General features: G+C 36.3%; 15 protein-coding genes. 10 read left to right on the top strand and 5 right to left on the bottom strand.

Features of this window, described 5'->3' with window-relative positions:
• The first annotated feature begins 45 nt into the window (after window positions 1-45).
• From J0M08_01975 to J0M08_01945, 7 genes are all read left to right on the top strand, one after another.
• Window positions 46-4947: a T9SS type A sorting domain-containing protein gene (locus tag J0M08_01975; protein MBN8701803.1), complete on the top strand. Its 4902-nt coding sequence runs from the start codon at window positions 46-48 to the stop codon at window positions 4945-4947.
• A 156-nt stretch (window positions 4948-5103) separates the two neighbouring features.
• Window positions 5104-7296, top strand: coding sequence for a tetratricopeptide repeat protein (locus J0M08_01970; GenBank protein ID MBN8701802.1), 2193 nt, complete (start codon window positions 5104-5106; stop codon window positions 7294-7296).
• A 72-nt stretch (window positions 7297-7368) separates the two neighbouring features.
• Entirely contained in the window at window positions 7369-8349 is a 981-nt protein-coding gene (locus J0M08_01965) for an SDR family oxidoreductase (protein MBN8701801.1), read from the top strand.
• 3 nt (window positions 8350-8352) lie between these two features.
• A complete protein-coding gene (locus tag J0M08_01960) occupies window positions 8353-8754 on the top strand; it encodes a hypothetical protein (protein ID MBN8701800.1) in 402 nt (133 codons plus the stop codon).
• Window positions 8755-8757: 3 nt separating this feature from the next.
• Window positions 8758-9033 (top strand): acylphosphatase, encoded by a 276-nt coding sequence (locus J0M08_01955; protein ID MBN8701799.1) that lies wholly within the window; start codon window positions 8758-8760, stop codon window positions 9031-9033.
• A gap of 9 nt (window positions 9034-9042) precedes the next feature.
• Complete coding sequence (locus tag J0M08_01950; GenBank protein MBN8701798.1) at window positions 9043-10158, top strand: pyridoxal phosphate-dependent aminotransferase; 1116 nt, start codon at window positions 9043-9045, stop codon at window positions 10156-10158.
• Window positions 10159-10193: 35 nt separating this feature from the next.
• Window positions 10194-12224, top strand: coding sequence for a family 10 glycosylhydrolase (locus tag J0M08_01945; protein ID MBN8701797.1), 2031 nt, complete (start codon window positions 10194-10196; stop codon window positions 12222-12224).
• Between the two features lie 6 nt (window positions 12225-12230).
• On the opposite strand, the gene rsmA is transcribed toward J0M08_01945, so the two are convergent.
• From rsmA to serS, 5 genes are all read right to left on the bottom strand, one after another.
• Entirely contained in the window at window positions 12231-13007 is a 777-nt protein-coding gene (gene rsmA / locus J0M08_01940; GenBank protein MBN8701796.1) for a 16S rRNA (adenine(1518)-N(6)/adenine(1519)-N(6))-dimethyltransferase RsmA, read from the bottom strand.
• Complete coding sequence (locus J0M08_01935; protein ID MBN8701795.1) at window positions 13004-13318, bottom strand: DUF4286 family protein; 315 nt, start codon at window positions 13316-13318, stop codon at window positions 13004-13006. The genes rsmA and J0M08_01935 overlap by 4 nt, the downstream gene beginning before the upstream one ends.
• 173 nt (window positions 13319-13491) lie before the next feature.
• A complete protein-coding gene (locus tag J0M08_01930) occupies window positions 13492-15315 on the bottom strand; it encodes a tetratricopeptide repeat protein (protein ID MBN8701794.1) in 1824 nt (607 codons plus the stop codon).
• Entirely contained in the window at window positions 15305-15895 is a 591-nt protein-coding gene (locus J0M08_01925) for a hypothetical protein (protein ID MBN8701793.1), read from the bottom strand. The genes J0M08_01930 and J0M08_01925 overlap by 11 nt, the downstream gene beginning before the upstream one ends.
• Window positions 15896-15904: 9 nt before the next feature.
• Window positions 15905-17176 carry a serine--tRNA ligase gene (serS, locus tag J0M08_01920; protein MBN8701792.1) on the bottom strand — a complete coding sequence of 424 codons (1272 nt, stop codon included), beginning with the start codon at window positions 17174-17176 and terminating at the stop codon, window positions 15905-15907.
• 168 nt (window positions 17177-17344) lie between these two features.
• Here serS and J0M08_01915 point away from each other — a divergent pair, with 168 nt between their 5' ends.
• The 3 genes from J0M08_01915 (at window position 17345) to J0M08_01905 (ending at window position 20759) form a co-directional block, all read left to right on the top strand.
• Window positions 17345-17527 (top strand): hypothetical protein, encoded by a 183-nt coding sequence (locus tag J0M08_01915; GenBank protein MBN8701791.1) that lies wholly within the window; start codon window positions 17345-17347, stop codon window positions 17525-17527.
• Window positions 17528-17603: 76 nt separating this feature from the next.
• Window positions 17604-20000 (top strand): T9SS type A sorting domain-containing protein, encoded by a 2397-nt coding sequence (locus J0M08_01910; GenBank protein ID MBN8701790.1) that lies wholly within the window; start codon window positions 17604-17606, stop codon window positions 19998-20000.
• Between the two features lie 9 nt (window positions 20001-20009).
• The gene (locus J0M08_01905; protein ID MBN8701789.1) at window positions 20010-20759 is read left to right on the top strand and encodes a hypothetical protein; all 750 of its coding nucleotides are present in this window, start codon (window positions 20010-20012) and stop codon (window positions 20757-20759) included.
• Window positions 20760-20792 lie beyond the last annotated feature (33 nt).

Below are 20792 nucleotides of genomic sequence, written 5' to 3'. Positions count from 1 at the left end.
GTCGATTATTTTGTATATTCAATCGAACCTCTTAATGCAATTACTATGCAAACCAAAAAACTACTTTCCTTTTTTTTATTATTAGCATGCGTAACATCATACTCGTATTCGCAAGCCATTTATACTGTAACAAACACAAATGATAGCGGTGCAGGCTCTTTGAGAAACGCTATTTATAGCGCAACAGCATCCCCTGGTATTGATGTAATTAACTTCAATATAGCAGGAGGAGGACCGCATATAATTTACTTAGACAGCCCTTTAATGATTTCTGATAACGATGGAGTAGAAATTAATGGCTTTTCTCAGCCCGGTGCTGTTGCAAATACAGTAAGTATATTTGATGCTACTGCTGCAAATCCTCTAACAACTCAGCATAAAATTATTATCAGTAACAATAATGGTAATGGTACAGTAAGTCGAGCTTTTGAGATTACAGGCAAACATAATATTATTAAAGGATTGGTAATTTCTGATTTTGTAAGTGAAGCAATTGTAATTAGTGGTGGGCAAGACAACCAAGTATATGGATGTTTGATTGGTGCTGATATACTGGGAAATGCTTTAGATAAGCAACTTTATGGAATTAGGATAACAGGGGGAAATGGGAATCAGATAGGAAATAACAATCCCAATAATGCGAATGTAATATACGGCAATACCATTGCTGCTATAGAAATAAATAATATAGCGTCTACAAGCAACAATAAAATACAGGGAAATATAATTGGATTGAAAAATGATGGAAGTACAGCTACAGGAATATCTATGGCTCCTACGGGGATTAAAATTATGAGTTCTGCTAATAATACGATTGGAGGAACAGCTTCAGGAGATGGAAATATTATTGCCGGAAATGACAAACAGATAGATTTGCAAAATGCTAATGGAACGATTGTTCAAGGTAATTATTTAGGTTTAAGAGCAACAGGAGAAGATGAGATTATAGGAAGCGTTCTGCAATACAAAGGAGTTTTAATTGACAATTCAAACAGTTGCATAATTGGTGGCCCAGGTGCTGCCAAAAATGTCATTTCTGACAATTATGATGCCGGAATACTGTTAAAAGGCTCTCAAAGCACAGGGAATACGATAAAGGGTAATTTCATAGGATGTTCAAAAACAAAAAATCAGGTAACGGGATTCCCTTACCAGAAAGTAGGGATTAGGTTTGAGGGAGGAGCTAATAATAATTTAGTGGGAGGGCCTTTACTAAACGACTCTAATCTTGTTTTTTATAATGACCTAAACGGAATTGAGCTAGACGGTTCCGGAACATACGCCAACAGAATAACTCAAAATATTATAAAAGCTAAAATAGGGAATGTTTCATTTAAGCCAATTGTATTGCAAAACAATGCACAAGGGGTGGTACAAACCCCTACTATTACAGCAACAGACCTGTATTATATTTCAGGAGTTACACCTAATAGTGGCTATGATCAAGACACCGTAGAGGTATATAAATCAGATCTCTCTAATTGTAATTCAGCACTACAATTTTTAGGGAAAGCAGCTGTTTCCGGCAGTAGTTGGACTTTGTCCGGCAATTACAATCTGCAAAAGAATATAGATAAGGTTTTTGCCACTATCACAAAAAAATCGCCCAACAATAACACCTCCGAATTTTCTGCGTGTTTTACTTATACAAACAGTTGCGACTTAGCTGCAACTATAATCCATACTAACGTTAGCTGCAAAGGCGATAGCAATGGTGTTGCCACCGTAAATCCAATTGGAGGATCATTGCCATATACCTATCAATGGTCTAATGGAAAAACAACGCAAACGGTCAATAATTTGGCATCAAATTCGTATAACGTAGTTGTAACAGAAAATAATGGGTGCACGACAATTGCTTATACCTATATTTCACAACCATTCAAGGCATTACAAATAGATAGTTTAAATATGAAGCCTGCCACTTGCCTACAAAGCAATGGAGAGCTTAATGTATTCCCTAGTGGAGGTTGGCCAAGCAATGGACTTGGAGGCTATCTATTTTCATGGAGCAATGGTGGATCCACCGCACCTATGATTAATGGACTTGCTGCCAATTTTCAAAGTTCTGTTACGGTTACAGATTCATTAGGCTGCTCTATTACCTCCACAAATCAAACAGTTGGTTTAATTCCTGGATTTAGTGCTACACTTACACCTACCAATGTAAATTGTAATGGTAATTCTTCTGGTAGTATAAACACCTCCTTAGCAAATGGTACCGGTCCATATAACTATCTGTGGTCTTACGGAGGTTCTACCACAAGTAACATTAACGGGCTTTTAGCAGGCACCTATAGCGTAACAATAGAAGATTTAGGCTTATTGGGATGTATAAAAACATTTACAACACAAGTTACTCAACCGGCAGCATTAACAGCGGCAGTTACAAGCTCCATAAATGTAGGATGCTTTGGAAATGCAACAGGTGTGATAGATATTGCTCCAGTAGGAGGGACTTACCCTTACACGTTCTTATGGAAGAATGGTGCTACAACCGAAGATGTAACAGGATTATCAGTAGGAACCTATTCTGTGCATATTACTGACAATAACAATTGTGTATTTGACTTGACAAACATTTCTATTACACAGCCTGCAAGTGCTTTAACAGCGGTAGTTTCAAGCTCCTTAAATGTTGCCTGCTTCGGAACTTCAACCGGATCAGTAGATATTTACCCAATAGGTGGAACTTTCCCTTACTCATTCCTATGGAAGAATGGTGCTACAACCGAAGATGTAACAGGACTATCAGTAGGAACCTATTCTGTACATATTACTGATAATAACAATTGTGTATTTGACTTGACAAACATTTCTATTACACAGCCTGCAAGTGCTTTAACAGCGGCAGTTTCAAGCTCCTTAAATGTTGCCTGCTTCGGAACTTCAACCGGATCAGTAGATATTTACCCAATAGGTGGAACTTTCCCTTACTCATTCCTATGGAAGAATGGTGCTACAACCGAAGATGTAACAGGACTATCAGTAGGAACCTATTCTGTACATATTACTGATAATAACAATTGTGTATTTGACTTGACAAACATTTCTATTACACAGCCTGCAGCGCTATCTACTTCAATCAATATAACTAATGTTGATTGTTTTGGAAAATCAACAGGCTCAATTGATATAACTCCTTCAGGAGGTGTTGGAAATTATTCCTTTATTTGGAGTAATGCATCGACAGCGGAAGATGTTACCGGTATTCCTTTAGGTACATATTCTGTACACATAACAGATGGCAATGGATGTTCAATCGATTCTATAAATATAATAATCACTCAGCCTAATCAATTTAGTTTGAGTATTACTGGAGATTCTACTGTTTGTTTCGGTCAAGCTGCAAATCTATCAGCAACGATTGGAAGTGGTTATGCATACCTATGGAGCTCAGGGAATACAACAAGTGCAATAACTACAAGTACTTTATCTATAGATACAACGTATTCGGTATTAGTTACTAATGCAAATGGATGTACAAATACCGCAGCTATATCGGTTACAGTGAATTCATTACCTGCATTAACAATAACAGCGTTAAATACAACAACTGTTTGTTCTGGTACCAAAGTCGGATTAATAACAACCGGAGCAAGTTACTATGCGTGGAATACCTCAGTTAATGGAACGTTTAACGAACTACAAAACGACACTGTATTCTTTACCCCCACAATACCAGGCAACGCTATAACTAGCTTAACCGTATTTGGTACTGACTTAAATACCTGTATAAATACTAAGACAATTGCCATTATTTCTATTGCTGCACCTAGTGCTAATATCGTTTATGCAGATACATTAATATGTAAAAGCGGTACAGCCCTTTTAAAATCAACTAATTCTACAAACTATTTATGGATGCCAGGAGGATTCAATGGACAAAATTATTTTGTTTCACCAACCACAAATACAACTTATTCTCTTGTAATACAAAACAGCAGTGCAGGTATAACTTGCAGTGACACGGCAACAACTACAGTAAACGTAATCCCTGCAGGAACCCTTACAGGTTCCGTAACCTACAGCGGAGGAGCGGTAACACAAGGAACGGCAGTATTACTACGTTATAGTTTTGGTAGCAAAATGGATACCGTACAATTGGTAAATTTAAATGCTACAAATGGCACTTATACCTTTACCAATATTTTACCAGACTCCTTCATTGTATTTGCCGAAGCCGATAAGTCGATTGGAACATACAGCAATACCTACGGCACTTTTTATGCAATACCAAACGATACCATTGCTTGGGATAAAGCCACAAAGCTTGGCGTACAGTGTGCAAACACCTATACCGCAGATATTACTCTATTTGAAGTAGTTCCACCAACCGGCTTTGCTAGAATTGCAGGTACCGTTTTAGAAGGACTAGGCTTTAAGAAAAAAGGAGACCCAGTAACAGATGTAGATGTTAGTCTTGGAAAAAAACCTTCCGGAAGTATTTCGGCTGTAACTCAAACAGACAGCACAGGTCAGTTTGAATTTGAAAACATAGACATTGGAAATTACTTTGTTTATGTAAGCATACCCGGACTTCCAATGGATACCACCTACAGTATTTCTGTAACTCCAACCGACACCGTCTTTACAGGAATAGATTTTGCTGCAGATTCTAATCTAATTACGATTACATCTGCTACACTTACCTCTATTCCAAAATCGGTAATGAGTGATGGATTTATTAAAGTGTATCCAAATCCATATTACGGAAGCACTACAGTAGAGTATAAAATTTCGGAACGCGCAAACGTTTCTGTTAAAGTGTACAATTTACTTGGCGAAGTAATTGCAGAATACAACGAACAGGAGCAATTACCAAATACCTATAAAGTACCGTTCTCTGCTTCAGAGCTAGGACATGGCTGCGGAACATACATGGTAGAGATAAACATAAACGAGTTCAGACAGATAACCAGAATAATCGAATTGGGCGGAAAATAATTGAATTGTAAAAGCTTGGGGGCTGCATGCGATTCTCGCATGCAGCCCCCAAGCTTTTAAGGCTTTTGCGATATTGCTCATTTGTTAGTAATATTATAGATGCTTTTTAAACCCAAGAACTATTCTTTAGTAACAATTGTGTGCATATTTTTTTTATTGCATAGCACATTTGTATTGGGGAAACAAAGTAAGCTTGATAGCCTAAAGCAAATTATTAATAGCACAGCAGAAGACAGCACGCGAGTAATAGCAAAAACAAAAACTTCTAATCTTTTATTAAATACCGATGTCGATGCAGCCTACAAAGAAGCATACGAAGCGCTGCAACTTTCCGAAAAAATAGAATTTAAGAAAGGTGTTCGCATAGCTACACAAGCCATGGCAGAAGCCTTTTTGTACAAAGGCGACTATAAAAGCTCCTTAAACTACTACAACAAAGTAATAAAGTTGTGCTATGATAACAATACAATTGAATCGTTAGTATCGGCTCAAACAGGAGTAGCCGATGTATATATGAACGAGGGCAACTACGACAAAGCAATACAAACACTTAACTACATTCTATCGAACTATAAAGAAATAATTACGACCAATCAAAAAATTATTTGCTACAATTACTTAGCCTCCAGTTACTACTACAAATCAGATTATCAAAATGCCTTGAGCAATTATATACAATCGGCTAATATAGCGGAACAAACAAAAGACAAAGCAGCCCAATCGCAAGGACTCCTAAACATTGGCAACATATACCTTGCACAAAAATTATATACCAACGCACAAAAATACTACCAAGAAGCCCTAAAATTAAATAAAGAAATAAAGGACGAGCGAGATATTGCGTTATGCTACAACAACATTGGTCTGACATATCAACATCTTAATGAATATGATAAAGCACTTGAAAATCATTTCATGTCATTAGAATTGAAAAAAAAATTAAACGATAGAAAGGGCGTTGCAAAATCACTAAACAATATTGGAGCAATATACACCATCAAACAAAAATATGACGAAGCTTTAAAGCTTTACAATGAAGCAATTGAAATACACGAAGAAATTGGAAATGCATCAGGAGTTGCCAAAATGCAACTTAATATAGGTAGCACATTAATTAAAAAGGGGAAAAGCTCCCAAGCATTTAATTATTTAGAAAAAAGCTTGGTGTATTTTAAAGAAATAAACAACAAAGATCTTCAACAACGATGCTACGAGGAATTATCCACTGCAGCATATACTGCGGGCGACTATAAAAAATCATATCAATACTTAGAAAAAAGTGTTGCGCTAAAAGACAGTATTTACGAAGAAGAAAATGCATCTATAATTGCCGAAATGCAAACCAAATACGATACCGACAAAAAAGAAAAAGAAATAGCACTTCTCACAACCGAACAAGAATTGAAAAATTCGAAAATAAAACAACAATTATATATAAATATTGGAATTGCAATTTTACTTCTAGCTGCATTACTTGGCGGAGCATTTATCTTTAGAAACTACAAACAAAAGCAAAAAATAAATGTACAGCTGGCCGAAACTATCATTAAACAGCAGCTTACCGAAGAAGAGCTTCGACACAAAAATGATGACATAACTGCCAGTATTAAATACGCTAAAAAAATACAAGAAGCTATTTTACCTAAAACAGAAAAAATTAGCGAAATATTGCCCGAATCTTTTATTTTATACAAACCTAAAGACATTGTGAGTGGCGATTTTTACTGGTTTTACGACAAAAACGAAGTGTACAGTTTTATAGCAGCAGCCGATTGTACCGGACATGGTGTACCAGGAGCATTTATGAGTATGATTGGAAATAATATTCTTAACCAAATTGTTGGCGAGTCTGTGGTAACCAATCCTTCTTTCATTCTAAATAACCTACACGATGAAATTACAAAAGCATTAAAACAAAATATTCCCGGTTCAGAATCGCGCGATGGAATGGATATTGCACTGTGCAGAATAAACAAACGCACTAAACAAATTGATTTTGCCGGAGCAAACAGACCTCTATACGTAATAAAAAACAATATACTATCCGAAATTGCCCCAACAAAACAACCTATTGGTGGAGGACACATTGAGCGAGTTCCGTTTGTTAACCAAACACTTCAAATGGAAAAAGGAGATATTGTTTATATGTCGTCCGATGGATATGCTGATCAGTTTGGTGGAGCGCTCGGAAAAAAATACATGACAAAAAATTTCAAACGCTTTATTTCTGAAATTGCCTATTTACCAATGCCAATACAAAAAGAAAAACTCAATAATGAGATTGAAGAATGGAAGGGAGACAAGGAGCAAATTGATGACATATTGGTTATTGGTGTGAAATTTTCCTAATTACAGGTCCCCTCCAAAATTTATTTTCCCTACTAAAACGTTTTGCTTAAATTTAGGGCAAGTAAACCAACCATGTCGAAACAAGAACGAGTTTTAATCACAGGTGCTGCGGGCTTTTTGGGCTCCCACTTATGCGATAGATTTATAAAAGAAGGCTACTATGTGGTGGCAATGGACAATCTTATAACAGGCGACCTTCGAAATATTGAACACCTATTTAAGCTTCCCAACTTTGAATTTTACCATCACGATGTTTCAAAATTTGTATATGTACCGGGCGATTTAAAATATATTTTACATTTTGCATCACCGGCTAGCCCAATTGACTATTTAAAAATACCTATTCAAACCTTAAAGGTAAGTTCATTAGGCACTCACAATCTACTTGGTTTAGCCAAAGCAAAAAAAGCGCGCATATTGGTTGCTTCTACATCCGAGGTGTATGGAGACCCAATAGTGCATCCACAAACAGAAGAGTATTGGGGGAATGTAAACCCTGTTGGGCCGCGCGGGGTATATGACGAAGCTAAGCGATTTATGGAAGCCATGACAATGGCATACCATACCTATCATGGACTAGAAACTAGAATAATTAGAATTTTCAACACCTATGGACCGCGTATGCGTTTAAATGATGGACGTGTATTGCCTGCGTTTATTGGCCAAGCACTTAGAGGCGAAGATTTAACCATGTTTGGAGATGGCTCTCAAACACGCTCATTTTGCTATGTGGATGACCTTGTGGAAGGTATTTACAGACTATTGCTGAGTGATTACGCAAACCCCGTAAACATCGGAAATCCGGCAGAGATTACGATAAAAGAGTTTGGAGAAGAAATTTTAAAACTGACTGGTGCCAACCAAAAATTAATTTCGTTACCACTACCGGTTGACGACCCAAAGCAACGTAAGCCAGATATAACAAAAGCCAAACAAATACTAGGGTGGGAACCTAAAGTAGCTAGAGCAGAAGGATTGAAAATAACATTTGAGTATTTTAAAAATTTACCCAAAGAAGAATTATTTAAAAAAGAACATAGACAATTTGCATAATAAATGATTTCGTTTACCTCCAAAATAGCTGATGTTACTATAACAGACAACGTTGTTCACGTTACCTTGAAAGAGGGCGTAAACATTGAGAAAGCAGACCTTGTCTCAATAAATAAGTTGATTTTTGAAAAAATCTCAAACACGAAATACATTTCCATGATTGAACTTGGTAATATCAACCTAGGACACATCAGTAAAGAAGCATTTTCGTACCAAGCAGATAATGAATATGAGCAATATAGCATAGCAGATGTATTTATTGTAAAATCATTAGGATTGAAACTATTGGCAAGTTTTTATTTAGCCACCTTTAAACCCAAAGTGCCAACCAAAGTATTTACCAATTACGAAGATGGTTTGGCTTGGGCAAAAACAATTGAAAAAAAAGCATTAGTAGTTCGATAGTTTATGGCATTCAAAGCAATATCTATAATAGTTACAGGAAAAGTTCAAAAAGTATATTTCAGAGCACTTACACGCGAACTGGCAGAAGGTTTAGGATTAAAAGGACTGGTGCGCAATCAACCAAATGGCAGCGTTTATATTGAAGCGGAAGGAGAAGAAACTCAATTAAATAAATTAATCGAGTGGTGTAAAAAAGGACCTCCGCAAGCTATTGTAGATTCAGTAAATGTTAGTGATGCAGAGCCAAAGTACTATAAGGTTTTTGGCGTTTCGATTTAAATTTTTCTTATGAAATACACAAGAATGCCCATTGAAATTGAATCTCCTGAACAAATGGGATATGAAAACATTAAATACAATCTTACCGAAAGTTCTTTTACGGATGCGGTACTAAAAAATTTGAAAATTGACATATCTACGCTAACTCTTTGTTATGGACACCACGTTGGGAAACAAGAATTATGTGCTTCCATTATTTCAGAAAGCAGCATACTAAAACCAACAGATGTTCTTGTTACGGCAGGTGCGGCTGCAGGCTTATTCATTGTTGCTACATCCTTGCTTGAAAAAGACTCTCACATATTGGTTGTAAGACCCAATTATGCAACTAATATCGAAACGCCTAAAGCAATAGGCTGCGAAATAAGCTATTTGAATCTATCGTTTGACAACAATTTCAAATTAAACATCAACGAGGTTGAAAAATCAATTAAAAAAAACACTGCATACATTAGTATTACAGCACCCCATAATCCAACAGGAACAATAATCTCCGATGAAGACTTAAATAAATTAATTGCATTGGCAGAAAAAAACAATTTATACCTGCTGGTTGATGAAACGTACCGTGATTTATCATTCTCCCAAAAACTACCTATCGCGGCTGAATTATCAGAAAAAGTAATTAGCGTTTCCTCTTTGTCAAAAGCCTATGGATTGCCAGGAATTCGTATTGGGTGGATTATTACGCGTGACACTAACCTTCAAGAACTTTTTTTAGCAGCCAAAGAACAAATTTATGTTTGTAATTCAGTTGTAGATGAAGAAATTGCTTACCAGTTTTTACAAAACAAAACTACAATTTTAGAAAATGTAAAACTTGAAGTAGCCGAAAAAAGAAAAATTTTAGATACTTGGATGCTAAATAATCCTTACCTAGGATGGATTGAACCAGTTGGCGGTGTTGTTTGCTTTCCGAGAATTAAACAAGAAATAAAAATTGATATAGAACTTTTTTACCAAACACTAAACAAAAAATTTGGAACTTTTGTAGGCCCAGGACATTGGTTCGAGCAAGATAAAAGATATATGCGAATAGGATACGGCTGGCCATCTAAAGAAGAATTGCAAATGGGGCTACAGAATATTAGCGAATGCTTTAAACTCTTGCTTCAAAGCAAATAAAGCGTTAAATTCATTTTTGTTTGACACTAACCACTATGCAAAAAAAACTACAACTTCTTTTTTTAATACTATTTTCATTTCATATTATATACGCACAAGCCCCAAAACGAGAACTACGAGGGGCTTGGATAGCAACTGTCTATAATATCGATTGGCCATCATCCACCTCATCTAACGCTAAACAAAGTGAGTTGCGTGAAATACTAGACAGCCTGCAATCAGCTGGAATTAATGCTGTTTTTTTTCAAGTACGACCTTCGTGTGATGCATTTTACCAAAGCTCTATCGAACCTTGGTCTGAATGGCTTATGGGCACACAGGGCACACCTCCACCAAATTCATTCGACCCATTAGCTTTTGCCATTAACGAATGTAGAAAAAGAGGAATGGAATTACACGCCTGGTTAAATCCATTTCGAGCAGTTGTAAGCATTTCTGGTAGTAATATCAGCAACTCACATATTTCTGTTACTCAGCCCACTTGGTGTGTAACGTATGGGAATGTAAAATATCTGAATCCTGGTTTGCCGCAAGCAAGAAAGTATGTGTGTTCCGTGATTAAAGACATTATTACGCGTTATGCTGTTGATGGCATTCACTTTGACGATTATTTCTATCCATATCCAAACGGAAATCCATTTAATGACAATGCAGCATTTGCGGCCGACCCAAGAGGATTTACAAATCAAAACAACTGGAGAAGAGATAATGTAAATCTGTTTATACAAATGGTGCAAGACACCATCAATCATTACAAACCAAGAGTGAAATTTGGAGTGAGCCCATTTGGAATTTGGCGTAACCAAAGCAACGATGCACTTGGCTCTGCAACATCAGGATTAGAAAGCTATGACGACCTATACTGCGATTCTCGACTTTGGCATAAAATGGGATATGTTGATTATACCATGCCTCAGCTCTACTGGAAAATTGGGAACTCTGTTGCAAACTATAGTGTGCTGGCTCAATGGTGGAGTGCTGTACCGAGCACCAATAGCCTTTTGTTTATTGGCCATGCAAGTGAAAACCTCAATCCATTAGGCTCTAATTGGAATATCAGCGAAATAACCAAACAAATTAGATTAAATAGAGGCTCCTACGCAAACGATATTAAAGGCAGCTGTTTTTACAGTGCGAACTCTATTTTATATAACCATAAAAAAATAAAAGATTCGTTGAGCGTAAGATACTATCAATATTACAGCTTGCAACCTACCATGACATGGAAAGACAATGTAAAGCCCAATAGTCCTTCAGGTCTTTCAATTACAACTGCTGTTAATGGATTGGATTTAGATTTAATTTGGACACCACCTACAACTGCAACAGATGGCGAAGGTGCATACAGATATGTAATATATAGAGATACCGGTGCTACCGTAAGCACAAGCCTTGCAGAAAAAATAAGATTTATAACCTACGATAATTTGCCTTACTATACTGATAAAAATGCTGTTCCTGCACCATTTAAAAAAGTAAGTTATAAAGTTACTGCCATAGATACACTGCATAACGAAAGTGCTTTCGCCACAGGCTTTACGTATTGTGCTCCTAATGTAAATGGCGTTTCTATTAACGGACCAACAAATGTAAATTCCGGAACAACAGTTACTCTTTCTGCTTCCGGCAGTTGCTCAAGCTGTTCGTATTTGTGGAGTACAGGAGCTACCACAACTTCTATTTCTGCCGTAATAACAAATAGCACCTCTACAACTTTTTCACTTACCATAAGCAATCCATGCGGAAGCAAAACTACATCAAAACTAATTTATACAAACCCCAGCTCCGTAACAGAAACAGAGGCTGACAAATATTTATCAATCTACCCTAATCCATTTTCAAACAACACAGTTCTGGAACTTAGGTTAGATAAAGCCTCCAAAGTAACAGCAGAATTATATAATACATTAGGGGAATTAACGAGCACTATAATTACAAACGAATTTTATACTTCTGGAATTCACCAACTTGAGTTTACTAAATACATTCCAGAAGGATTTTATACAATTAGAATACAACTTGACGATAAAATTATTTCAAAATCTATACTTAGAATAGAAAAATAAAGAGCATTACTTTTTTTCTATCATCTCTGTAAGACTTATAAAATCAGCAACGGATAGCTGTTCGGGTCGCATTGTGAAAAAAACATGGGAACCAAAATTTGGTTTTATAGTAAATTTTTTAAGTGAATTGCGTAATGTTTTTCTCCGCTGGTTAAAGCCTGTTTTTACAACATCTTTAAACAATACTTCATCGCAACCCAAATCGGCTGCACTATTCCTTTTTAATCGAATTACAGCCGACTTAACCTTTGGCGGGGGAGAAAATACATTCTCATGAACGGTAAATAAATACTCAATGTCGTAATAAGCTTGTAATAGCACAGAAAGAATTCCGTAATCTTTATTTCCATGTTTGGCAGCAATCCTTACCGCTACTTCCTTTTGAAACATACCCACAACCTCCATTGCCAAATGTTTATATTCAATTACATGAAATAAAATTTGTGACGATATATTGTAAGGGAAATTTCCAAGAACCAAAAATGGTTGAGAATAAATAGTATCAAGCTGCGTTTTTAAAAAATCTGCATATATAAAACAAGTGGCTTTATCAGGATATTTATTTTTCAAAAACTCAATCGACTCACTATCTAAATCAATAGCAGTATAAGAAATAGTTTGTTGTTCCTCTAAATACTTTGTAAGTACACCCATTCCAGGCCCCACTTCTATTACACGAGGGTACTCATTTAACAGTGTTAAGCTAGCAACAATTTTACGAGCAATATTCTCATCTCGTAAAAAATGTTGTCCTAAGTATTTTTTTGCACGAACTAGACTCATACTTTTTGATTGCTTACAACTTCCAATAGTGTTCTAAAAGCCACAAACTTATTTGCATATTTCTCCATGTGTTCTTTTTGCATTGCAGCAGCAAACTCTTGTTGATAGCGTTTCATACTATCCATATTTGCGCATGTATATTGAATAGAATAAGTGATGCCTTTTTCTTCATCAACCAATACTTTGCAAATTTTATTATCCAAGAAACACCCTGTACTTAATACGTTGGGAATATGCACACTTTTCATCCAATGTAGCCATTCATCGTGTACATCGGCATCAATATTTACTGTAACGTTATAAATTATCATATTAATAAATTTTATCTCAGTTAAAAAGTTGCAAAATTAAATTGATTACTCATATTTAATTATATTGTTGCCCTCCCTCTAACTAGCCTAAAAAGAAACACCTTCACCAGTTTCTTATTGCTCAATTCTTGACTCTCTCTTAACCAGCATTTCCTTCACCACTCAAAATTCCTTCAAATCCCATCGCCTCTAAGCAATCTAAAACGCTTACGAGCCTCTACCACAAATAAACTGGCCGGAAACTTTGTTAACACATCTTGATACATTGCCATTGCCTTTTCTTTATTATTTAATTTTTGTTGGTACAATTCTGCCAACAAAAATGTGGCATCATCAGCCAAAATATCGTAACTATAATTCGCAATTATTTTTTCTAAATACATAGCGCAACTATCGTATTTACTTTGCTTATAAGCAATTTGATACTTTCTAAAAAGTACATTATCATCCAATGTATGATTAGGGAATAACAAATTAATAGAATCTAATTTTGCAAGTGCACTGGAGTAGTTTGTCTGAAAAAAATACAAGTCAGCCTGCGCAAATAACAACAGCGGAGCCGTATTAGTATCTAATCCTAAATTATCTGCAATTAACAAGGATAAATCCATAGCATCATTAGCAATCAATTTTGAAGTAGCGCCTTTCAACACATCCAACTGAGCTTGCGCCCATTTAAAATCTCCGGTGTAGTATGAAATTTTTGCATTTTTCAATTTAGCCTCCTGTCCTATTGCATCGTACTTATAAGCCTTTTCTACTTGTGAATACGTTAACGATGCTTCCCAAACATCTCCTTTAAACAAATGCACATCACCTAACGCTAGCTTGCATTCTGCTTGTGTAACACTATTTACGCCCGGCAAAGCAATTGCCTCCTGCAAAAGCCCGATAGCGTCTTGATTCTTATTCAAATAAAACGCTTGTATGTGTGCTAATGACTTTAGCAAATTAACGGAAGAAGCCGATTTGCCAATATCTGTAAGTGTTTGAATATAATTGGCTTCTAAGCTTACAATATCTTGCGTTGTGTATATTCCCTTTTCCACAACTTTTTTATACAACACATCCAATAATTGCATGCGTGCATTTATATAGTTTTCATTCTGATTCCCTTTGGCAATAACAAATTCATATGCCTTTATTGCCAAATCATAAGCACCATTCGAGGTAAATATATCTGCTAAACTCATTATCCTTCTCCCCTCTTCTTTTTTTCTTTTATCCAATGCTTTTGCCTGCAATAAAGCTCCTTCAAAATCCTTCTGTTGCATTTGTAACCAAATTAGCAATTCAGAAAAAACAACATTGTCCGATGATTTTTGAATTCTTTTTAGCAGTTCGGTTTTAACTATTTCTATTTTCTTGTCGTCATTCTCTTTGCCTAAAAATGTAATTGCAGCACTCTGCACACTTTGTAAATATCCTTCATTCAACTCCAACAAATCTAAATATTCATTTATCATACTTGCCCAATCGGCTTTAGCCGCATGTACTTCAGCTAATTCGAAATTATAAGGATACATATCCTTCATCATTCGCTGCGCTTTTTTATATGTTGCAATTGCATAATCCCACTCCTTAATTTTCATAAATGCTTGTGCTAGATCTTCTGCCTGCTCTTGACTTGGCTGCAATTGCTTAATTGCTTTTTCGAACTCCTCTTTCATTTTATTTTGCTCGCCTTGTAATCTGTAAAGCCAACCTAAATCAACATTGTAGCGGAGTGTTAATGGATTCTGTTTCACAATACGTTTAACTACTTTCTCTGCGGACTTAAAATCTTTTAGCTCTACCAAACAGCTTAAATAGTTTTCGTAATACGTAATAGGATTTTTAGCAAACAATTTTTCAAAATAAACTAAAGCCTTTTCAAACTCTTTATTCTGAAAATATTGCTGCGCTAATTGTTCATCTACATTTGACTGTGAATGACACAAAGAAGCAAGAAATAAAAAAACAGAAATAAGAAATAAGAATAGTTTGTTAGTTTTCATTCTTCCTTTTTAATTCTAAATCCGTCATTTGCTCAATAAACGTGTTTATTTGCGGTTTCGTATTTTCAAAATCTGCCATTGCAGCTTGGAGTTCATCTACTTTTCTTGGAATAAGTTGTATTAATTGTTCGGCATTCGCTTTCTCTTTTTCATAATATGCGGTGACTTTCGATTCCTCTAATAAATCATGTTTCATGTCGTGAGTCAAACTAGAAATTTGAATTTGAGTAGTATCAACTTCCTTAGTAAAAAAATCTCGTTGAGTTAAAAAATTAGAAAATGAATATTCTAGCAAACTATAGGTAGAAATTAAAGTAGCAGCCGTTTCGTTTAACGTATCATGAAAATTTGTTTGAATAAATAACAAATCCTCCTTAATATCCTTTGCATTATGACGCACCACAGAAGTGTCAATCCTCTGCATGTTCTCAGAAACACTAGTTAGTTGTTTTGACAAACTATCTAAAACAAGTAATTGAGACTTATATTTCTCCTCACCACTTTTGCAAGACACCAATGCAACTAGAGTACAAAAAAATAACGCAATAAAACGAATAGAACTATTACTACCTGCACTCATATACTTAGACTATACTATATAATCGAATCCTGTGTAGGCGGCCAATGCCTTAGGAATAGCAATCCCCCTATCGGATTGGTTATTTTCTAATAACGATGCTACAATTCTAGGCAATGCCAATGCGCTACCATTCAAAGTATGCGCCAACTGAGGCTTTTCAGCACCTTCTCTAAAACGCAATTTCAATCTATTGCTTTGGAACGCTTCAAAATTAGAAACAGAGCTCACTTCTAACCATCTTTTTTGAGCTGCAGAAAACACCTCAAAATCGTATGTTAGAGCCGAATTAAAACTCATATCACCACCACACAATTTCATTATTCTATAAGGCAATTCGAGTTCTTTCAAAAGACCCGCAACAAACTGCACCATATCTTCCAATGTTTCGTATGACTTAGAAGGATGCGCAATTTGAACTATTTCAACCTTATCAAATTGATGTAACCGATTTAGCCCACGCACGTCTTTCCCATAACTTCCGGCCTCTCGTCTAAAACAAGGTGTATATCCACAATTTTTAATAGGCAAATCTTCTGCTTTTAAAATTACATCTCTATAAATATTAGTAATTGGCACTTCAGCGGTAGGAATAAGATATAAACCATCTTCACTTGCAAAATACATTTGCCCTTCTTTATCCGGCAACTGCCCTGTAGCAAAACCAGAATCGGCATTTACCATTATCGGAGGCTGTATTTCCATATAACCTGCAGCAGTGGCTTTATCTAAAAAGTAATTAATTAGCGCGCGTTGCAATCGAGCCCCTTTACCCTTATACACAGGAAACCCCGCACCGGTAAGCTTTACGCCTAATTCAAAATCAATAATATTATATTTTGCGGCCAACTCCCAATGAGGTTGTGCTGTTTCGGGTAATACAGGAATTGTTCCGTGCTCAGCAACCTTTTCGTTGTCTTCCGGCTTTACTCCCGCAGGAACTTTACTGCTAGGCACATTAGGAATTTTAACTAAAATAGACTGAAGCTCCAATTCAACATTTCGTTGCTGCTCTTCCAGCGTTTTTGCAGTTTCCTTTAAAGCAACACTTTTATTTTTTAAATCGTCTGCCTCCGCTTTTTTACCTGCTTTAAATAAATCGCCCACTTGCTTTGCTATTGTATTCGATTCATTTAAAATAGCATCTAGCTCCTGCTGAATTTTTCTTCTATCGGAATCTACCTCAATAGCCTTATCAATTAAATCAAGTTCTTTAAAATTTTTAATTTTTAAGCGAGCAAGCACCTCGTCCTTTTTATCTCGCAAGTAGTTTATTTGTAACATAATGTATTGATTGTAATAATTGCTAAAGTTAAGAATTTGAAAGAGTTAACAAGAAATTTCAACAAAATACTCTCAAAACTATTGTTTTTAAAGAAAGCCATTCTAAACTATTGACTTGTAGCTCATTTTAGATTATATTTACATAACCCATTTTTAACTTAACTTATTATGAAAGCAATTAAAAACAACTGGAGCAATCCATTATTGGTGTTACGTGAATTATTTTCCAATAAAACTCTACTCTCCAAAAAGAACTCGACAGAACAAAACAATTTCTCTCAAGCAAAAAAGAGAATGCACTCCCGTAATTACAATATAATTAGTAATGCGCAACACACACTTGGCTTGTAAAATAAGCCAACACGCACAACTTTTTTTATTGCCGCTAGTTTTGTAAATTTAGAATAGCATTAACAACTATCCTTGTATGAAGAAAATAATTACCCTATGTGTTTATATACTTCTAAGTCACATTTCAATCTCTCAAAATTGGGATGGACTGATAAAAAAAGTTGCATCGGATAGAACAAGCGGAAGCGGCTTTGGGTATTCGGTTGCTATCGATGGAAATTATGCTATTGTTGGTGCGTATCAAGACGATACAGATGCAAACGGAGCAAACACATTAACTGATGCAGGCGCTGCATATATATTTGAAAAAAATTCAAACGGAATTTGGATTCAAAAACAAAAAATAGTCCCTTCCTCCCGCTATTCTTTAGATCAATTTGGGTGGAGTGTAGATATCTCCGGAACCTACGCTGTAATTGGTTCTCATCTTGCACAAGTTGTTTATACCGGACCTACACTTACAGTTCCTGATGCAGGTGCTGTTTGGATTTTTGAAAGACAAGGCAGCGGAACATGGACACAGAAAACAACTTTAATTCCTGATAGAACAGGAACATCTTGCTTTGGATGGTCTGGTTGTACCAACCCACAAACATCAGAAGGGTTTGGATATAGTGTTTCTATTTCCGGGAAAAATGTTGTTGTTGGAGCTCCCGCATCTACCTATTACTACACAGGTACAGACCAAGGCAGCAATTACTTAAACATGGGAAGTGCATTTGTGTATAACCGAAACACTTCTAATACATGGGTTATAACTGCACGTTTAGGGATGGATTGGAATATATACCAAGCCGGAGGGCGATATGGAGAAGCGGTTGCTATTGAAGGGAATCACATCTTAATTGGAGCCCCTAATTATGATATAGCTCCAGTAAACACCTATAGTAATGCCGGTACTGTGTTTGGGTGGCAATATTCAAGCAACACATGGAACTTCGTTCAAACAATTTATAGAACAACACAATATGCAGCCAATGATAATTTTGGAAAATCTATTGACATCCATTATTCAAATGCAATTATTGGAGCGCCAAACGAGGATGAAGACGCAACAGATGCCAATACAATTACCAATGCAGGAGCGGCCTATATTTTCAAAAAAAGCACCATTTCTGGAGCATGGTTACAGTTACAAAAAGTAACAGCAGTAGCGCGTACTGCCAACGATAATTTTGGCAGCTCAGTATCAATTAACTCTAAACTTGCATTAGTAGGTGCATTAAACAATGATAGCGACAAAAAGGAGCTAAATTCACTTTCCAATGCCGGGGCTGCATACACCTACAGCACTTCTAGCCTAGGCGTTTGGGAGCAACTTAACAAACTAACACCTTGTAGCAGAAACACGAGCGACAATTTTGGCTTTGCAGTTGCAATAGATAGTCTTGATGGTTTTATTGGTGTTCCATTAGAAGATGAAGACTCTTTAGAAATAAATACATTATCCGGAAGCGGAGCTATCTACTTAATTACGTCAAACACCAAGCCTATTGCCTCTGCCATAATTAATCAATCTGTATGTGTAAGTGGCGCCATAAATAATATTTCTTTTTCAATTACTGATGAGGACGCCAACTCCGTAACACTTACAGGGTATTCCTCTAACACAACTGTAGTGCCCGATACAGGCATTGTTTTCGGTGGCAGCTCAACGAATAGAAGCATTTCCATCACCCCAAATTCTGGTCAGTATGGAACATCCACAATTTATATTGTTGCCACGGATAATCAGTGTGTAAATGATACAACTTATTTTTCATTAACAGTAAACCCAAGTCCATCAATAACTGTTCAAGCTTCTGCAAATACAATATGCCAAGGGAAAAATTTTTCTGCAACTGCAAGTGGAACAACCAACTATTCGTGGAGTACTGGAGCAAATACAAATAGTATTCAAATACAGCCAAGCACTTCGCAAACATATACTGTTACCGGAACCGATGCAAATGGATGTACTGCAGATACCGCTATTTCTGTAGCTGTAAATGCCCTGCCAACTATAACTTCCGCAGCATCAAGCTATACAACATGTTCAGGAGCCTTAGTTATTTTGTCTGCAAATGGAGCTAGTATTTTTAATTGGCTTCCTATCAATCAAAGCGGTCAATTTGTAAATATAAACCCTACGACTACGACTACTTATACAGTGATAGGAATTGATGCCAATTTATGCACTAACACATCTACGGTAAACGTATTTGTATCCCCTTGTACCGGCATCGACAATAATTTATCCACAGATCAATTTACATTCTACCCTAATCCAACATCAGGAATCTTGCATATAAATAATCCGTTCGGAGAAAATGCAGATATTTCTCTTTTTGATTTAACAGGAAAACGAGTAATCTCCCTTATTAATACGGACAGAAAAACTCTTCTGGATTTAACAAATTTTTCAGATGGCATTTATTTTTTAAGTATTAAATCAACACAACACAGCCTATTCACGAAAATTATTAAACAATAAAATACGTTTATGAATTACTTAAGCAAACTAATTAGTGTTCTTTCAATAGCTTGCATTTTTGCAAATACGAATACATTCTCACAGACTAATAATGTTGGTATCGGGACAAGCGCTCCAGATGCATCATCGGTATTAGATGTTGTAGCAACCAACAAAGGAATGCTAGTTCCTAGATTAACAACCATTCAACGTGTAGCCATACTCAACCCTGCAGATGGTCTTTTGGTTTATGACACAACGGTGGGATGTTTTTATCATTACCAAACTAGCAGTACCTCTTGGATTTCTCTTTGCCCTAGCTCTGGGCCAACAGGGCCGCAAGGTCCAACTGGTCCACAAGGACCTGCAGGTGCAGCAGGAGCTACAGGCCCAGCGGGTCCTCAAGGCCCTCCGGGAATTTCATTAGCACTTACTGGGTATAGCCAAGTAAATGTATATGCAACAAGCCCATTTACACCAACTGCATCTACTCTTATGGGATCTGTTAGCACTACAGTTGGAGCGACTCAAAAAGTGTTTTTACTAATTACCGTTGAAAATAATTCGGCAAATACATACGGAGGTTGTGAGTTTGCTATTTATAGAAATGGCACCTATTTAAAGGCTATAGAACGAAGAGAAGATGGCTACTATACCTTTAGCTGGCTAGATGCATCTCCTGCTTTAGGTTCCAATATTTATGAGGTGCATTACGACAGAAATGGTGGTTGTGGAGGCAATGTATTTACGGGTAGTGTTTATGCATTTGTTATAAACTAGTTGCTAAAATATATACTAGATTTAATTTTTGAG

Source organism: Bacteroidota bacterium, from assembly GCA_017303975.1.
Lineage (GTDB): Bacteria > Bacteroidota > Bacteroidia > JAFLBG01 > JAFLBG01 > JAFLBG01.
This window is presented reverse-complemented; position numbering and strand designations above follow the sequence as displayed.